Source organism: uncultured Bradyrhizobium sp. (assembly GCF_936928535.1).
Classification (GTDB): Bacteria; Pseudomonadota; Alphaproteobacteria; order Rhizobiales; family Xanthobacteraceae; genus Bradyrhizobium.
The window spans coordinates 53,933-70,299 of the sequence record NZ_CAKZHY010000058.1 but is presented as its reverse complement, the minus strand read 5'-3'; the positions used below and the strand labels follow the sequence as shown (position 1 = coordinate 70,299).

The 16,367-nt window shown below is 64.4% G+C and carries 16 protein-coding genes and 1 pseudogene; 12 read left to right on the top strand and 5 right to left on the bottom strand.

Translation table 11 applies throughout. The features are described 5' to 3' along the window. Positions 1-17: 17 nt before the first annotated feature. On the bottom strand, positions 18-1,214 hold the full coding sequence (locus Q0687_RS08915) for an amidohydrolase family protein (protein WP_298874712.1): 1,197 nt from the start codon (positions 1,212-1,214) through the stop codon (positions 18-20). 158 nt (positions 1,215-1,372) lie between these two features. Here Q0687_RS08915 and Q0687_RS08910 point away from each other — a divergent pair, with 158 nt between their 5' ends. The 3 genes from Q0687_RS08910 to Q0687_RS08900 all read left to right on the top strand — a co-directional run bounded on the left by Q0687_RS08910 (position 1,373) and on the right by Q0687_RS08900 (position 3,966). Beyond that, on the top strand, positions 1,373-2,146 hold the full coding sequence (locus tag Q0687_RS08910) for a ferredoxin--NADP reductase (protein WP_298874710.1): 774 nt from the start codon (positions 1,373-1,375) through the stop codon (positions 2,144-2,146). Positions 2,147-2,252: 106 nt separating this feature from the next. After that, the gene (locus Q0687_RS08905; protein WP_298874708.1) at positions 2,253-2,579 is read left to right on the top strand and encodes a hypothetical protein; all 327 of its coding nucleotides are present in this window, start codon (positions 2,253-2,255) and stop codon (positions 2,577-2,579) included. A 79-nt stretch (positions 2,580-2,658) separates the two neighbouring features. Next, positions 2,659-3,966: a cytochrome P450 gene (locus tag Q0687_RS08900; RefSeq protein ID WP_298874701.1), complete on the top strand. Its 1,308-nt coding sequence runs from the start codon at positions 2,659-2,661 to the stop codon at positions 3,964-3,966. Here the strand turns inward: Q0687_RS08900 and Q0687_RS08895 are convergent. Then, entirely contained in the window at positions 3,867-5,117 is a 1,251-nt protein-coding gene (locus Q0687_RS08895; RefSeq protein ID WP_298874698.1) for a DUF763 domain-containing protein, read from the bottom strand. The genes Q0687_RS08900 and Q0687_RS08895 overlap by 100 nt on opposite strands. A gap of 121 nt (positions 5,118-5,238) precedes the next feature. Here Q0687_RS08895 and Q0687_RS08890 point away from each other — a divergent pair, with 121 nt between their 5' ends. Then, positions 5,239-6,384, top strand: coding sequence for a mechanosensitive ion channel domain-containing protein (locus tag Q0687_RS08890; protein ID WP_298874695.1), 1,146 nt, complete (start codon positions 5,239-5,241; stop codon positions 6,382-6,384). Between the two features lie 10 nt (positions 6,385-6,394). On the opposite strand, the gene Q0687_RS08885 is transcribed toward Q0687_RS08890, so the two are convergent. Continuing rightward, on the bottom strand, positions 6,395-7,375 hold the full coding sequence (locus tag Q0687_RS08885; protein ID WP_298874693.1) for a tripartite tricarboxylate transporter substrate binding protein: 981 nt from the start codon (positions 7,373-7,375) through the stop codon (positions 6,395-6,397). A 114-nt stretch (positions 7,376-7,489) separates the two neighbouring features. Here Q0687_RS08885 and Q0687_RS08880 point away from each other — a divergent pair, with 114 nt between their 5' ends. The 8 genes and pseudogenes from Q0687_RS08880 (at position 7,490) to Q0687_RS08845 (ending at position 14,675) form a co-directional block, all read left to right on the top strand. Continuing rightward, positions 7,490-8,200 (top strand): TetR family transcriptional regulator, encoded by a 711-nt coding sequence (locus tag Q0687_RS08880; protein WP_298874690.1) that lies wholly within the window; start codon positions 7,490-7,492, stop codon positions 8,198-8,200. 73 nt (positions 8,201-8,273) lie between these two features. After that, positions 8,274-9,224: an amidohydrolase family protein gene (locus tag Q0687_RS08875; RefSeq protein ID WP_298874687.1), complete on the top strand. Its 951-nt coding sequence runs from the start codon at positions 8,274-8,276 to the stop codon at positions 9,222-9,224. Continuing rightward, positions 9,224-10,108, top strand: coding sequence for an amidohydrolase family protein (locus tag Q0687_RS08870; protein WP_298874684.1), 885 nt, complete (start codon positions 9,224-9,226; stop codon positions 10,106-10,108). Before Q0687_RS08875 ends, Q0687_RS08870 begins: the two co-directional genes overlap by 1 nt. After that, complete coding sequence (dctA, locus tag Q0687_RS08865; protein WP_298874681.1) at positions 10,105-11,406, top strand: C4-dicarboxylate transporter DctA; 1,302 nt, start codon at positions 10,105-10,107, stop codon at positions 11,404-11,406. Before Q0687_RS08870 ends, dctA begins: the two co-directional genes overlap by 4 nt. A 65-nt stretch (positions 11,407-11,471) precedes the next feature. Next, a complete protein-coding gene (locus Q0687_RS08860; RefSeq protein WP_027517331.1) occupies positions 11,472-12,185 on the top strand; it encodes a PIG-L deacetylase family protein in 714 nt (237 codons plus the stop codon). Next, positions 12,182-12,865, top strand: coding sequence for a 4-carboxy-4-hydroxy-2-oxoadipate aldolase/oxaloacetate decarboxylase (locus Q0687_RS08855; protein WP_298874664.1), 684 nt, complete (start codon positions 12,182-12,184; stop codon positions 12,863-12,865). Before Q0687_RS08860 ends, Q0687_RS08855 begins: the two co-directional genes overlap by 4 nt. A 22-nt stretch (positions 12,866-12,887) precedes the next feature. After that, positions 12,888-13,757, top strand: coding sequence for an ABC transporter substrate-binding protein (locus Q0687_RS08850; protein ID WP_298874661.1), 870 nt, complete (start codon positions 12,888-12,890; stop codon positions 13,755-13,757). Next, positions 13,754-14,675, top strand: a pseudogene (locus Q0687_RS08845) (DUF1932 domain-containing protein). The gene Q0687_RS08850 and the pseudogene Q0687_RS08845 overlap by 4 nt, the downstream one beginning before the upstream one ends. An 8-nt stretch (positions 14,676-14,683) precedes the next feature. Here the strand turns inward: Q0687_RS08845 and Q0687_RS08840 are convergent. Continuing rightward, positions 14,684-15,001, bottom strand: coding sequence for a hypothetical protein (locus tag Q0687_RS08840; RefSeq protein WP_298874658.1), 318 nt, complete (start codon positions 14,999-15,001; stop codon positions 14,684-14,686). A gap of 156 nt (positions 15,002-15,157) precedes the next feature. Then, entirely contained in the window at positions 15,158-16,363 is a 1,206-nt protein-coding gene (locus Q0687_RS08835) for an amidohydrolase family protein (RefSeq protein WP_298874655.1), read from the bottom strand. Positions 16,364-16,367 lie beyond the last annotated feature (4 nt).

The following is a 16,367-nucleotide window of genomic DNA, read 5'->3' as shown; positions in this document are numbered from 1 at the left end:
AATGACGGCAGGAGCCGTCACTTCGCCACCACCTCCGGCACCCGGCCCGCCGGCGGCGTGTTGCGGCTGCGTTGCGTCCTTACGATGCCGTCGATGATGGTCATGCCGATGCCGGGGAGGTCGCCGAGCTGGACGCTCTCCAGGATGTTCTTGCCGGGCGAGTGTTGCGCCTTGTCCATGATGACGAAATCGGCGGCGCGGCCGACTTCAATCAGGCCGCAATCGAGCTGGCGCATCCGCGCGGTGTTGCCGGTGGCGAGGCAGAACGCGATCTCGGCCGGCAGCTCGCCGATCGAGGACAGCATCGAAACCATGCGCAGGATGCCGAGCGGCTGCACGCCGGAGCCGGCAGGCCCGTCGGTGCCGAGGATGACGCGGTGCAGATCGCCCATCTCGCGCGCGATGCGCAGCGTGTAGAGCGCCGAGCGCTCATTGCCGTTGTGAACGATCTCGAGCCCGCGCTTGCAGCCCTCGCAGATGCAACGGATCTGGTCGTCGGGGAGCGCGGTATGGCCGCCGTTGATATGGCCGACCACGTCGGTGTCGGCCTCCAGCACCACGTCCTTGTCGATCAGGCCGGAGCCGGGGATCGAGGGGCCGCCAGTGTGGATCGTGCTCTGGATGCCGTATTTGCGGGCCCAGCCCACCATCTTGCGCGCGGTCGGGCCGTCCTTGACGCCGCCAAGGCCGACCTCGCCGAGCAGCTTGACGCCGGCGGCGGCCATCTCCTTGAAGTCCTCCTCGACCATCTCGCATTCGATCACGGGCGCGCCGGCGTGAACCTTCACGCCGCCCGGACGAAGCGTCCAGAACGCGCGCTGGGCGAAGATCGCCATCGCCTTCAGCCCGACGACGTCGCGGGGGCGGCCGGGCATGTGCACTTCGCCAGCGGAGATCATGGTGGTGATGCCGCCATGGAGCGAACTGTCGATCCAGTTGATCTGGTTCTGTCGCGGCGTCCAGTCGCCCGCGACGGGGTGGACATGGCTGTCGATCAGGCCGGGGGTCACCGTCGTGCCGTTGGCGTCGACGATGGTGGTCGCGCCTTCGGTGTTCAGGTCCTTGAAGCGGCCGATCGCGCTGATCTTGCCGTTCTCGGCGACGATGGTGTCGCCGTCCAGGATCGGTTTTTCCAGGGCGCCGGACAGGATCAGGCCGATATTGCGGATCACCAGCTTCGAGGGTCCGGTGGCCTGCGGTGCGTCATGCGCCATGGAGGGGGCTCCTTATTCCTAACTGCAACGCTCGCGATCTTGGGCAGCCTTGACCGCAGGATCAAGCGGGATTATTCATTAGTACACGAATGATCGTGTACAAACGACGCATAGCTGGACCGCCTCGGAACCGCGCTGGAAGCGACAGGGAAGGTGAGATGAGCAATTTCAATCAGGAAAGCGTTTTGAGCGTCCACCACTGGACCGACACGCTGTTCTCCTTCAAGACCACCCGCAGCCCGACTTTCCGTTTCCGTAACGGCGAATTCACGATGATCGGGCTCAAGGTCGGCGAGAAGCCGCTGCTGCGGGCCTACAGCGTCGCCAGCGCCAATTACGAGGACACCCTCGAATTCTTCTCGATCAAGGTGCCGGATGGTCCGCTGACCTCGCGGCTCCAGCACCTGAAGCAGGGCGACGAAATCATCGTCAGCCGCAAGGCCACCGGCACGCTCGTGATCGACAATCTGGAAGCCGGGCGCAACCTCTACCTGATCGGCACCGGCACGGGACTTGCGCCGTTCCTGAGCGTGATCAAGGACCCCGAGACCTACGAGCGGTTCGAGAAGGTCGTGCTGCTGCACGGCTGCCGCCATGTGAAGGAACTCGCCTATGGCGAGATGATCACCGAGCACCTGCCCAAGGACGAGATGCTCGGCGAATACATCCAGAACCAGCTGATCTACTACCCGACCGTGACCCGCGATCCCTTCCGCAACCGCGGCCGCATCACGGACCTCATCACCTCGGGCAAGCTGTTCGACGACATCGGCCTGCCGGCCATTGAGGCCGCCCATGACCGCGTCATGATCTGCGGCAGCCCGGCGCTGGTCACTGATACCCGCGTGCTTCTGGGCGAGCGCGGCTTTGTCGAGGGCAACCACGGCGAACCTGCCCAGTTTGTGGTCGAAAAGGCGTTTGCCGAGCGCTAAACGCGGCGTTTACTCGCAACAACACCGTATTTTCGCCGCGGTGGGAACGTTGCGGCGCCGATTCGGCGCTTGATACACTGTGGGAGCGAATCAGCGGAGTTCCCACATGGTTGCGGACAGCGACAGCAACATCGCCTGGCACCGGGTTCAGTTGAAGAAAAACCGCGCCGAGTTGAAGGCGCTCGAGACTGCGCGCTTCACCATGGGCGAGATCGCGTCCTCCAAGCGCAACGGCCAGACCCAGAAGACGATCGGAGAACTCAAGCGCAAGATCGCGCTGTCCGAACGCGTCATCGCCGAGCACGACAAGCGCACGCGCCGGCCGCTCGGCACCGATCTGCAAAGCCTCAGCAATGGCAGCTGGAGCCATTGGGATGCCTATACGACCCAGCAGCAGCGCAAGGCGGGGCCACGCTCGCCGGGGCGGGGATAGCAAAAACCGGTTCCGGCCCTTGCGCCCATGACCTTGCTCACCATCTGGTTGAGGCGCCACCAACCCATTCGGTGATCCCATGGCACCGCGCCTCGATTTCACCAGCGAGGCCTTCTTTCGCGATCCGCCCACGGCCATCGCCGCGCTGCGCGCGCAAGGCCCCGTGGTGGCAACGCGATTCCCCCTCGTTGGCGACGTCTGGATCACCACCACGCACGATGCCTCCGCGCAGGTGCTGAAGGACAGCACGATCTTCACGCTGCGCAAGGAAGACGGCGAGGTGGCAGGCCTGCGCTGGTGGATGCCCAGGCTGGTCAGGACCATCGCCAACAATATGCTGACGATGGACGAGCCTGACCATACACGGCTGCGCAGCATCGTCGACGAAGCCTTTCGCCGCCGCGCCATCGTCGCGATGGAGCCACGCATCCGCACCATTGCGGATGGTCTGGCCGATGAGCTGTTTGCTAACGGCGGCCCGGCCGATCTCGTTGAGCGCTATGCGCGCATCCTGCCTTTGTCGGTGATCTCCGAGCTGCTCGGCCTGCCCATGGCCGATCGCCCACGCTTCATCGCCTGGGCCAATGCGATGTCCTCACTGACGAACGTCGTCAGCTTCTTCCGGTTGCTGTTCGCGTTCCGCAAGATGCGTGGCTACCTCGAACGGCAGTTGCAGCTGGCGCGCGAGCGCGGCGGCGAGGGCCTCATTGCCGAGCTGGTCCAGGTCGAACGCGAGGGCGGCGAGATCACCCCGGACGAAATGGTCTCGATGGTGTTCCTGCTGCTCGCGGCGGGCTCGGAGACCACCACGCATCTGATCAGCGGCTCGGTTTACGAACTGCTCAGCAATCCCGGATTGCGTGACTGGCTGGAACAGGACTGGAGCCGCGTCGGGCTCGCGGTCGAAGAGTTCTTGCGTTTCGTCTCGCCGGTCCAGTTCTCGAAGCCGCGCTATTTGCGGCGCGACGTCGATCTCGAAGGCGTGCGGCTGAAGAAGGGCGATCGCGTCATGGTCATGCTTGCGGCGGCGAACATGGACCCGGCGGTGCATGACAGGCCGGAGCGGCTCGAACTCGAACGCAAGCCAAACCGCCACATCTCCTTCGGCACGGGAATCCATTTCTGCCTCGGCCATCAATTGGCGCGGATCGAAGGCACATGTGCGCTGCAGGCGCTGTTCACCCGCTGGCCGCGGCTTGGCCTCGCTGTGGATCCGTCGCAGATCCATTGGCGCAAGCGGCCGGGCATCCGCGCCATCGCGAAGCTGCCCGTCGTGGCCTCCGCCGATCAACCTGTCGATTTCCGCTCCGCCACGATATCGCGCTCCCAGCCGAACACGGATCGGCCGTCGAGTTCAGGGGAGGCTTCGCGTTCACCGGCGATGTAAGCCTCGACTGACGGTCCGCTCGCGGTCCGTTCCAGCCGGCGCGCTTGATCGTCGAGGCGCCTGATCGCCTGCATCTCCTCCTCGCGCCCGAGTCTTGCATTTTGGATCGCGTCTTTCAGCACGCGGATGGTCTCGTCATAGACCTTGATCGGAACGGGGTAGGGATGCCGGTCCTTGCCGCCATGGGCGAGTGAGAAGCGCGCCGGGTCCTTGAAACGATAGGGCGCACCATGCACGACCTCCGCGACCATCGCCAGCGATCGCACGGTGCGCGCGCCGACGCCTGGTGTCAGTAGCAGCTCGGGGAAATCGACCGGGCCGCGCTCGGCTGCGGCCGCCAGCGTGCCGTGCAGTCGGCGCGCGAATACATCTTTCGGACGTACGTCGTGATGATCAGGCATGATCAGATGCGGCAGCAGCGCCTGTGCAGGCTCCGGGCTGGTGCCGGTGAGTCGCTCGAATTCGCCGAGGATGCGATCGGGGCCGAGGTCTGAGAGAAGCTCGAGCTGCGCGCTGCGCGAGACGTCGGCGCGATGGTCGGTGAGATTGACGATCTCGCCCTGCTCAGGGCCGTCGATCGCACTATGCGGAGCATCGACAAAGCTCTTCAGCGCCTCGGAATGCCAGTGATAGCGGCGGGCCTGCCGCTTGTCGCCGTTCATGCCCTGCTGCACCACCGTCCACTTGCCGTCGGAGGTGACAAAGAAGCCGTGCAGATAAAGATCGAAGCCGTCCTGCACGGCGGCACTGTCGACCTTGGCCACGAGCCGACTGGCGCGCGTGAGCTTTGCGCCGTCGAAGCCGACGCGGCTGCCGAGCTGCAAGAGCTCATCCGGCGTCTTGCGCGAATGCTGGCCGCGGCCGCCGCAGACATAGATGCCAAGCTCGTCCTGGAGCGGGCCGAGCCCGCGCTTCAGCGCGCCGATCACCGACGTCGTGATGCCCGAGGAGTGCCAATCCATCCCCATCACGGCGCCGAACGACTGGAACCAGAACGGGTGGGACAGCCGCTGCATGAACGCATCCCGGCCATAATGCAGCACGATCGCCTGCGTGACGATGGCGCCCAGCGAAGCCATACGGCTCGCAAGCCAGGGCGGAACTCGCCCCGTGTGGAGAGGAAGATCGGCGCTGCCGGTTCGGCGAGTCATGATGTTCCACAAATAGCCCAATTCGGTGACGTTTGCACCAAAGGGATGCTGCATTGCACTGAGCGTGGGAGCGAAGCCGCCGGGAAAGCGTTGGGTGGCGAACGCAATTGCGGGGACATGAATGAATCGCCAAGCCGTCATGACCGACATCGACAAGATGTTCGGGTGGATACCGTCATGGTTCATCGGTCTCGGCCTGGTCGCCGGAGCGATGCTGATCGCGCTGTCGTTCTATCGGCTCGCAACCTGGCTGCTCAATCGCACTTTCGGAACCCGGCTCCCGCTGCTGAGCGTGTTCATCGAACGCACGTCCGGCCCAGCGCAGCTCGCGCTGTGCCTTGCGGCCGTCGCGCTGGTTCTGCCGCTGGCCCCTCTGGACGATGCGTTCCGCACCCCGCTCACGCGCGTGTTCGTGGTCGCCTTCATCGCGCTAATCGGCTGGATCTCGATCCGGATCGTCGACATGAGCGCGGCGCGATATCTGCAGAATTTTCGCGACGTCACCGAAAACTTCGTCGCGCGAAAGCACGTGACGCAAGTGCGCGTGTTCAAGCGCGTCACCGACATCATCATCGTGATCATTACGGTATCGACGGCGCTGATGACGTTCGACTCGGTCAGGCAGTATGGCGTCAGCCTATTCGCCTCGGCTGGTGCTGCCGGTATCATCGTCGGTCTGGCGGCGCGGCCGCTGCTCAGCAATCTGATCGCGGGCTTGCAGATCGCCATTACCCAGCCGATCCGCATCGAGGATGCCGTGATCATCGAGAACGAGTGGGGCTGGGTCGAGGACATCGCCGCGACCTATGTCGTGATCCGGCTGTGGGACTGGCGTCGCATGGTGGTGCCGTTGTCCTATTTCATCGAAAAGCCGTTCCAGAACTGGACCCGTGACACCGCGTCGCTGATCGGCGTCATCGCGCTCCATGTCGACTATCGCGCCGACGTGCCGCGCATCCGGCGCTGGCTGGAGGGCGCCGTGAAGGACTGCAAGCTATGGGACGGCGCAGTGGTCAATCTTCAGGTGATCGATGCGGATTCACGCACCATCGAGCTGCGCGCGCTGGTCAGCGCGCGCAATGCGCCGCAATCCTGGGACCTGCGTTGCGAGGTCAGGGAGAAGCTGATCGCCTTCATCCGCGACGAGATGCCGGAGGCCCTGCCGCGCGAGCGCGCCATCCTGATCCCCTCGGCAGCAGGCGATGATGACGAATTCCTGCAGCGCGCGCCGGCGCCGGAGAATACACGGGTGAGCGCGCGCAATTAAGTGGAGGATCTTACTGCGCGCGGATGTCGGCGGCCTTCAGCACCGGCTCCCATTTGGTCGCTTCGGCGTGGATATAGGCGTCAAATTCCTTGGGCGAAGAGCCGACCGGGGTTGCGCCGATTTTGGTGAGCGTCGAGGCCACGCTCGCATCCTGTAGCGCCGCCTTCAGATCGGCCTCGATTTTTGCGACGATTTCGGGCGGCATTTTTGCAGGCCCCAGCACGCCCCACCAGACCGACACGTCATAGCCGGGGACGCCTGATTCAGCGACGGTCGGCACATTGGGCAGCGCCTTGGAGCGCTCGGCCGAGGTCACCGCGAGCGCGCGCACCGGGCCGCCGTCGAGCTGGCCGATCGCCTCCGCCAGCGGATTGATGCTGAGCGGGATCTCGCCCGCGATCACCGCGGTCAGCGCCGGCGCGCCGCCCTTGTAGGGGATTGCGACGATTTTGGTGCCGGACATGTATTTCAGAAGCTCGCCGGCGAGATGCGCCGATGTGCCGTTGCCGGACATGCCGTAGGAGAGCTTGTCCGGCTCCTTCTTCGCCGCAGCGAGGAGATCGCCGAGCGTCTTGTAGGGACTGTCCTTGGCCACGACGATCGCGAGCGGCGAAGAGGCGACTTCGCTGATCGCCGTGAAATCCTTGAAGGTGTCATAGGGCACGCTTGGATAGATGAACTGGTTCAGCGGATGGCCGCTGGCGACCAGGATCAACGTGTAGCCGTCGGGCGCGGCTTGGATCAGTGCCTGCGAGGCGACGATGCCGCCGGCGCCGGGGCGGTTGTCGATCACGGGCTGCTGGCCCCAGGTTTTCGCAAGGGCCTGGCCGAGCGTGCGGGCAAGCACGTCGACGGCCCCACCGGCCGCGTAGGGCACGAGGATGTGGACCGGCTTGCTCGGATAGCTGTCGGCGGCGCGCGCGGCACCGCCCGCCAGCAGCAGACCGGCGCCGAGCATCAGGCGGCCGATCGTCGTGTTCAACCCCAGCATATTGCAACACTCCCTGAGAGCATTCGCGTCCGCGGCACTGTTCGGGCCGCTTCCGGACGTTGCCCGTGGTTTTTGTTGACGAGACCTGATCTTTTGTACGATAGTACAAATCACATGGCACGCAAGTCCACCAGCAAGGAAACGGCCCGCAAGCCGAACATGCGCGAGGCGATCCTCGCCGCGGCCGAGGAGCTGTTCGCCACCAACGGCTTCAACGCCGTCTCGGTGCGCGATATCGCGCACGCAGCCGGCGCCAATCCCGGCAGCGTGACCTATCATTTCAAGACCAAGGACGGCCTGCTGCTGGAGATCTACCGGCGCCATTGCGGGCCGATGAACCTTCGCCGTTCCGAGCTGCTCGCCGCCGCCAAGCGGGTGCGCGATCTCCAGGATCGGCTGGAAGCCATCGTGCGGGCCTATGTGGTGCCGGCCTTCACCTCGGGCAGCGATCTCGCCGGGGGCGGGGCGCGCTTCACGCGGCTGCGCGCGGTGATGTCGGCGGAAGGCAACGAGGTCGCGCGAAAAATCATTGCGCAGACGTTTGACGACACCAGCCACGCCTTCATCGACGCGATCCACGAGAGCCTGCCGCACATTCCGCGTACCGACATTGTCTGGCGCAGCCACTTTCTGCTCGGCGCGCTCTATTATTCGCTGGTGACGCCGGACCGTGTCTCGCGCCTGTCGCGCGGCGAAGCCGATGGCAGCGATGCCGCCAATGCCATCGAGCAGATGGTGCAGGCCACTGTCGCGGCGTTCCAGGCGCCGGCGCTGGACCAGGCCGCGCCGGCGCGGCGGCGGGCCGCTGCAAGCAGCAAGACTTGAAAGAAACCGCCGGGGGGAGGCGCGTCACCGCGCTTCCGCACGCAAGCGGACAATGCGAGTAGGTGTTGAGGAAATGAACAGGCGGGAGTGCTTGCATCTCTTGACGGGATTGGCCGGAGCCGTGCTCGCGGGCGAAGCGCGGGCGGAAGCGCCGAAGGCGATCCCGACCATTGCACCGCCGGATCCCAATCCCAAGACACCGTCGTTCAAGATGCCGCCGAGGTCGTGCGACAGCCACACGCATATCTTCGGCCCCGCGTCGCGCTATCCCTTCTCGGACAAGCGCCCGTACAACACCGCTGACGCGCCGCTCGAGATGTTCCGGAGCGTGCACGAGACAATCGGCGTCGAGCGCTGCGTGATCGTCAATGCCACCGTGCACGGCACAGACAACCGCGTCGTCACCGATGCCATCGCGCAGAGTGAGGGTGCTTACAAGGGCATCGCCAATGTCAGCGACGAGATGACCGAGCAGGAGCTCGCTGCGCTGGACAAGGGCGGCATCTGCGGCTGCCGCTTCGCTTTCCTCAAGCGCCTCGGCGTCGGCGACATGACCAAGTTCCAGCGCATCGTGCACCGCGTTGCCGAACTCGGCTGGCACATCGACGTCTATTTCGAGACCGGCACGATTGCCGAGTTCGCGCCCACCCTGACCGCGCTGCCGGCGCCCTATGTGATCGATCACATGGGCACGGTTCAGGCCGCAAAAGGTCTTGACGATCCCGGCTTCACGGCGCTGCTCGACCTGCAGAAGAAAGACGAGAAGTGCTGGGTCAAGATCACGGGTCTTGAGCGCGCCTCCGCGGGCGGAAAACCGTTCCACGACGCGGTCCCGTTCGCGAAGGCGCTGATTGATAATGCGCCCGAGCGCGTCATCTGGGGCACCGACTGGCCGCATCCCAACGTCAAGGTGATGCCGAACGATGGCGAAATCGTCGATCTGATCCCCCTCTATGCGCCCGACAAGGCGATCCAGCAGAAGCTGCTGGTCGACAATCCCGCGCGCCTGTTCAGGATCGGCTGATGACGATGACGTACACGCCCACCATTCCGCCGCCAGATCCCAACACGCGCACGCCGAAATTCAAGCTGCCAAACCTGTCCTGCGACGCGCATTGCCATATTTTCGGACCGGGCGCGAAATACCCTTACGCGCCTGACCGCTCCTACACGCCGCCGGATGCGCCGCTGGATGACTTCAAGGCCCTGCATGCCAAGCTCGGCGTCGAGCGCGCGGTCGTCGTCAATGCCAGCGTGCACGGCACCGACAATACGGTGGCGCTCGACGCCATCGCGCAGAGCAACGGCGCCTATCGCGCCGTCGCCAATATCGACGACACCATCACCGAGCGCGAGCTTCGCGTGCTGCACGACGGCGGCTTCCGCGGCTGCCGCTTCAACTTCGTCCGTCATCTCGGCGGCGTGCCCGACAAGCGCGTGTTCGACCGCATCGTCGCGATGGTCACGCCGCTCGGCTGGCACATCGATTTGCATTTCGATGCGATCGATTTGCCTGAGTATGCGGACATGCTGACGAGACTGCCGCTGAGCTACACCATTGACCATATGGGCCGGGTGAAGGCATCCGAAGGGCTCGACCAGTTTCCGTTCAGGACCTTGCTAGAGCTGATGCAGCGCGACGAAAAATGCTGGGTCAAGATCTGCGGCTCGGAGCGGGTCTCCTCGGCCGGCCCGCCCTTTAGTGACGCCGTGCCGTTCGCACGCAGGATTGTCGAGACTGCGCCTGATCGCGTCATCTGGGGCACCGACTGGCCGCATCCCAACGTCAAGGTGATGCCGAACGATGGTGACCTCGTCGACCTGATCCCGCTGTTTGCGCCAGAGGCGGAATTCCAGCAGAAGATCCTGGTCGACAATCCCGCGCGCCTGTTCGAGTTCGATCGATGACGGCGATGGCGATCGACAAGCCGCGCGGGCGCGCCTGGTGGAAGGAGCTCTGGATCCAGGTGCTCATCGCCATGGCGGCCGGCATCGCGCTTGGGATCGCAAATCCCGAACTCGGCGCGAGGATGCAGCCGCTCGGTGATGCCTTCATCAAGGCCATCCGGATGCTGATCGCGCCGATCATCTTCTGCGCCGTGGTGCATGGCATCGCGCATATGGCCGACATGGCGCGGGTCGGGCGTGTTGCCGTCAAGGCCATCGTCTATTTCGAGGTCATGACCACGATCGCGCTGATCATCGGTCTCGTCGCGGTAAATGTGCTCAAGCCCGGCGCCGGCATGAACATCGATCCCGCCAGCATCAACGCCAGCGCGGTCGAGCCCTATGTCAAGCAGACCGCGGTGATCGGCTTCGTGCCGTTCCTGATGAACATCGTGCCGGCGACGTTCATCGGCGCGTTCGCCGAGGGCAATATCCTGCAGGTCCTGTTCATCGCCGTGCTGTGCGGCTTTGCGCTGGTGCAGCTCGGCGAGCGCGCCGCGCCGCTGGTCAGCCTGATCGACATCGCCGCCAAGATGGTCTTCGCCGTGGTCGGCTTCGTGATGTGGGCAGCGCCGATTGGCGCGTTCGGCGCGATTGCCTTCACGGTCGGCAAGTTCGGCGTGGGCTCGCTGGCCTCGCTCGGCAAGCTACTCGGCGGCTTCTATCTCACCTGCGTGATCTTCATCATCGTGGCGCTCGGTCCCGTCGCGCGGCTCTGCGGCTTCTCGCTGCTGAAGCTGATCCGCTATATCTGGGAAGAGCTGCTGATCTGCATCGCGACGACGTCGTCGGAGACGGTGCTGCCGCGCATGCTGACCAAGCTGGAGAGGGCCGGCTGCGAGAAGAGCGTGGTTGGGCTCGTGATCCCGACCGGCTATTCCTTCAATCTCGATGGCACATGCCTCTATCTCGCTGCAGCGTCCGTGTTCCTGGCGCAGGCGACCAATACGCCGTTCGGCCTCGCCGAGCAGATCGAGCTGCTGCTGATCCTGCTCGTGACCTCCAAGGGGGCGGCAGGGATCGCTGGCGCTGCCTTTGTCGTGCTTGCGGCGACACTGTCGGCCACCGGCACCATTCCGGTGACCAGCGTCGCGCTGGTGCTCGGCATTCACCGCCTGATGTCGCAGGGTCTGACGCCGACCAACCTGATCGGGGACGCGGTTGCGACCATCGCGATTGCCAAATGGGAAGGCGCGCTCGACCGCGAACGCCTCAAGCGCGTGCTCAACGGTGAGGAACCCGCGCCCGCCGCGGCTTGACGAACTTGCTGTCGGCATGACGCAGGCGGCTTATGATATTGACGAACGAAAGAGGGAGTTCTCCCATGAAAACGGGTCTTGTGATCACCGCCCATCCAGGCGATTTCGTCTGGCGCGCCGGCGGCGCCATCGCGCTGCATGCCAAGAAGGGCTATCGGATGAAGATCGTCTGCATGTCTTTCGGTGAACGCGGCGAGAGCCAGTTCGCTTGGAAGGAGAAGGGCGCGACGCTGGAATCGGTCAAGGCCGGCCGCAAGGACGAGGCGGAGCGGGCGGCCAAGCTGCTGGGGGCTGAGATCGAGTTCTTCGATTGCGGCGACTATCCGCTCAAGCTCACCGAGGCGCATTTCGACCGCATGGTCGACATCTACCGCGAGCTCAATCCGAGCTTCGTGCTGACGCACGCACTGGAAGACCCCTACAATTTCGACCATCCGAACGCGGCGCATTTCGCCCAGGAGACCCGCGTCGTCGCTCAGGCGATGGGCCACAAGCCCGGCGCGCAGTACAAATACTCTGCGCCGCCTGTGTTCTTGTTCGAGCCGCACCAGCCGGAGCAGTGCAATTACAAGCCGGATCTGCTGCTCAAGATCGACGAAGTCTGGAAGGAGAAGTACGAGGCGTTCCAGATCCTCGCGGCGCAGAAGCACCTCTGGGGCTATTACGAGCGCGTCGCGCTCAATCGCGGCATCCAGGGCAGCCGCAACACCGGCGTGCCCATGACCTATGGTGAGGCCTATCAGCGCCTGTTTCCGACCGTTGCGGAGGAGTTGGCATGAAGCCCGTCGTCGTTCGCAACATCAAGCGGGCCGATCCCGCCAGGATGGCGGAATACGGTGTCTCGACGGTGCACGAGGCTTATGGCCGTTTCGGCCTGATGAAGCCCTATCTGCGGCCCGTCTGGGCCGGTGCGTCGATTGCCGGTCCCGCCGTCACCGTGCTGGCCCAACCCGGCGACAACTGGATGATCCATGTCGCGGTCGAGCAGTGCAGGAAGGGCGACATCCTCGTCGTCGGCTGCACCACCGACAATACCGACGGCATGTTCGGCGAGTTGCTCGCGACTTCCCTGAAGGCACGTGGCGTGCAGGGGCTGGTCATCGACGCCGGCTGCCGCGACGTCAAAGCGCTGCATGAGATGAATTTTCCGGTGTGGTCGCGCGCGGTCTCGGCCAAGGGCACGGTCAAGGCCACGCTCGGCTCGGTCAACGTCCCCGTGGTCTGCGCCGGCGTCAATGTCGATCCCGGCGACATCATTGTCGCCGATGACGACGGCGTCGTCGTGGTGCCGAAGCGCTACGCCCCGGAGGTTGCCGAGAAGGCGAAGAAGCGTAATGCCGACGAGGGTGGCAAGCGCACGCGTCTTGCCGCGGGCGAACTGGGCCTCGACATGTACAGCATGCGCGAGGCTCTGGCGAAGGCGGGCCTCGTCTATGTCGACAATCCCGAGGACGTCTGAAGAAGAATATCGGAGCGGGCGAATGGATCGTCTCAAGCTGAAGGCTGTGCTCGGCAGTCACCCTCACGTCAAGGCGGTGAAGAGCGGCGAGCTCCGCTCCGACCTGTTCGACCTCGACTTCATCGAGTACACGCCGACCAACACGGCGTTCAAGCCGATGGTGCGCGAGCAGGCCTTCGATGTCTGCGAGATGGCGATCGTCACCTATCTGATGGCGAAGGCGCACGGCAAACCGCTGGTGCTGCTGCCGGCGGCCATGCTCGGTCGCTTCCAGCACGGCTACGCGCTCTACAATCCTGAGAAGGGAATGCTCGGGCCTGGCGATCTCGAAGGCAAGCGGGTCGGCATCCGCTCCTTCACCACGACGACGGGCGCCTGGATCAGGGGAATCCTGGCCAATGATTACGGCGTCAATCTCGACAAAATCAAATGGGTCACCTTCGAGGATCCACACGTCGCCGAATATGTCGACACCACCGAGCGCGCGCCGAAGGATAGGAAGGTCCTTCAGATGCTGCTCGACGGTGAGCTCGACGCCGTACTCGGCGAGACCTCCGACAATCCCAAACTGAAGCCGCTGTTTCCCGATCCGGCGGCCGAAGCCGCCAGATGGTATGCCCGCCGCGGCGTCGTGCCGGTCAATCATCTCGTGGTCGTGACCGAGAGCCTTGCGAAATCGCGCCCCGACGTAGTCGCGGGCATCTATGATCTGCTCAAGCGGAACAAGGAACAGATGGGGCCTGCGGCGACGCCGGACCTGCTTCCGTTCGGGATCGAAGCGAACAGAAAGCCATTTGAGCTGATCGTCGACTACGCATTCCAGCAGGGATTGATCCCGCGCCGCTATGCGGTCGGGGAGCTGTTCGACGCGACGACACGAGGACTGAACTGATGGCGGATCCGAAGCGGTGGCAGATCGGGTTGGTTGGCTATGGCGAGGTCGGCCGCATCCTGGCCGAGGATCTGCGCCAGCACGACATCAAGGTCGCCGCCTACGACATCAAGCTTGGCGGCGAGCAAGGCGCACCGTTGAAGGAGCACGCCGCGAAATTCGGCGTGACGCTGGCGGCGTCGCATGCGGAGCTGACGGCAAAGTCCGATTTCATCATCTCGGCCGTGACGGCAAGCCAGGCGGTACCAGTCGCAAAGGCCTGCGCTGATACGATCAACCAGGGGACCTGGTTTCTCGATTTCAATTCGGCCTCACCGGGCGCCAAGCAGCGCGCGGCGGCGCTGATCGATGGCGCGGCCGGACGTTATGTCGAGGGCGCGGTGATGACCTCGGTGCCGCCTTATCGAATCAAGGTGCCGCTGCTGCTGGGTGGCCCCGGTGCAAGAGAGCTGGAGCCGCTGCTGAATGCGATCGGCTTTGCGGCGAAGGTCGCGAGCGACAAGCTCGGTGTAGCCTCGGCCGCGAAGATGTGCCGCAGCATCATGATCAAGGGCCTGGAGGCCATGGTGATCGAGAGTTTCACCACGGCGCGCGCCTATGGCGTCGAGGATGCGGTGCTCGCTTCGCTGACGGAAACCTTTCCCGCGATCAACTGGGAGAAGCAGGGCGCCTATTTCTTCCAGCGCGTGATCGAGCATGGCCGCCGCCGCGCCGAAGAGGTGCGCGAGGTCGCCGAGCGTCCGCGAGGCCGGGCTGACGCCCTGGTCGGCCCAGGGCACGGCCGAGCGTCAGGCCTGGGTCGCAGATCTCGCGGATGAGGGCCTGTTCGGCACCAGGGGTACGAAGGAATTCGCGCGCAGCGCCGATTGGCGCACCGAGGCGGATCGTATTCTGGCAAAGATCAAACGTTCGGGTTGAGCAGGCGCTCAGCTCAGGACTCCGCCCGCGTGGTGCAGGCCCGAGATCTCATCGCGCGCGAGTTCGATCAGATCGTTCAGGCGATTGGCCTCGCGGATGACGTCCTTGGTCCGCTCGCTTCTGAACTCGGTCAGGATCATGCGAATGCACTTGTCGGCGGTATCGAGCGTGCGGAGCGCCCGGGCCATGTCGCCTTGCGAGTGGATCGTGTCGATGTCGAGCCCCGACAACACTTCGCCGATGCCGCTCAATCGCTTGATGGCGGTCTCGGCCGGCGTCTTGGCCCGGATCGATTGATAATCAATGCTGCTGAATGCGCCGAACATATCCATAACTTCCTCGGAGAACGCAGACGGTCAGTGCGCGTGTCCAATTATGGTTAGGGCGATCTTTCCCGCAATTCGTGGAGCTACGGTCCGGGATTTTACCGGACTCGGATTTCGGGGCGAATTGGCCGTGAATCGGCCAGAATGGCCGGGAAATCAGCGATGTTTCCCGACCATCCTACCGTCGCGTGCGACGAGCATACCTGCCTTGTACACAGCGCGGCCCTGCGGCACCGCGACCACAGCCTCCGGGACATGCTCCGCATTCAACGTCACGAAATCGGCCTTGGCGCCGACATGCAGGCCGTAACCTTCGAGCCGTAGCGCCTTGGCACCTGATACGGTGACGACGTCGAATGCGACGCGCAGATCCTCATCGACGTTGAAACCCGACCGATAGCCGAGCGTCGTCGCCCGCCGCAGCATGTCGCCGTCGCCGTAGGGCCACCAGGAATCCCTGATGTTGTCGTTGCCGCTGAACACGGTGACGCCGGCGTTGCGCAGCGCCAGGATCGGCGGAAAGTTCCGGGCGCCCGGCGCGTTGGTCATGATCGCGACGCCGGAGCGGGCGAGGATGTCGGCGACGCCCTTGAGCTGATCTGCCGTGATGTCGCCGAGGCCATAGGCGTGGCTGATCGCGACATGGCCTTCCATGCCGAGCGCGCGCGTGCGCGCCGCGATCTGCTCGATCTCGAACGTGCCGAGCGTGCCCATGTCGTGCAAATGGATGTCGACATCGACGCCGTGCTTTCCGGCGACGCCGAACACGACATCCAGATGCTTCTCGACGTCGCGATCAAAGCTCGCGGGATCGAGCCCGCCGACGAGGTTCGCACCGAGGCCGATGGCCTCGTCGAGCAATTGCGGCGTGCCGGGGCTCGCCAGGATGCCGCTCTGCGGAAAGGCGACGAGCTGGATGTCGATCAGGTTCTTGTATTCCTCGCGCACGCGCAGGATCGTCTCCAGCGATTTCAGGCCCACAGAGCCATCGACCATGACATGGCTGCGCATCTGCGTGGAGCCGTTGCTGATGCAGAGGTCGAGCTGGTTGCGGGCCCGTACGTCCATCGGCGCCGCCTCGGCCATGTTCTCGGCCTGGAAGGCCACGCGTTCGTGCACGTCGAATCCGTTGGTGCACGGTTTGTGCGGACGCCAGGCGTCGCCATAGAAGCTGGTGTCGAGATGGATGTGGCCCTCGACGAAGCCGGGAATGACGAGAGCATTGCCGAGGTCAACGGTCTCGGTGCCGCTTGCGGGCGCATCGGCCGGCAGAAGCGCGGCGATCAGGCCGTCCTTGACCGCGATGTGATGCCGCGCCCCGCCGTCGAAGCGGGCGTTCAGAAAGATCTTGTCGAAGGCCATCCGG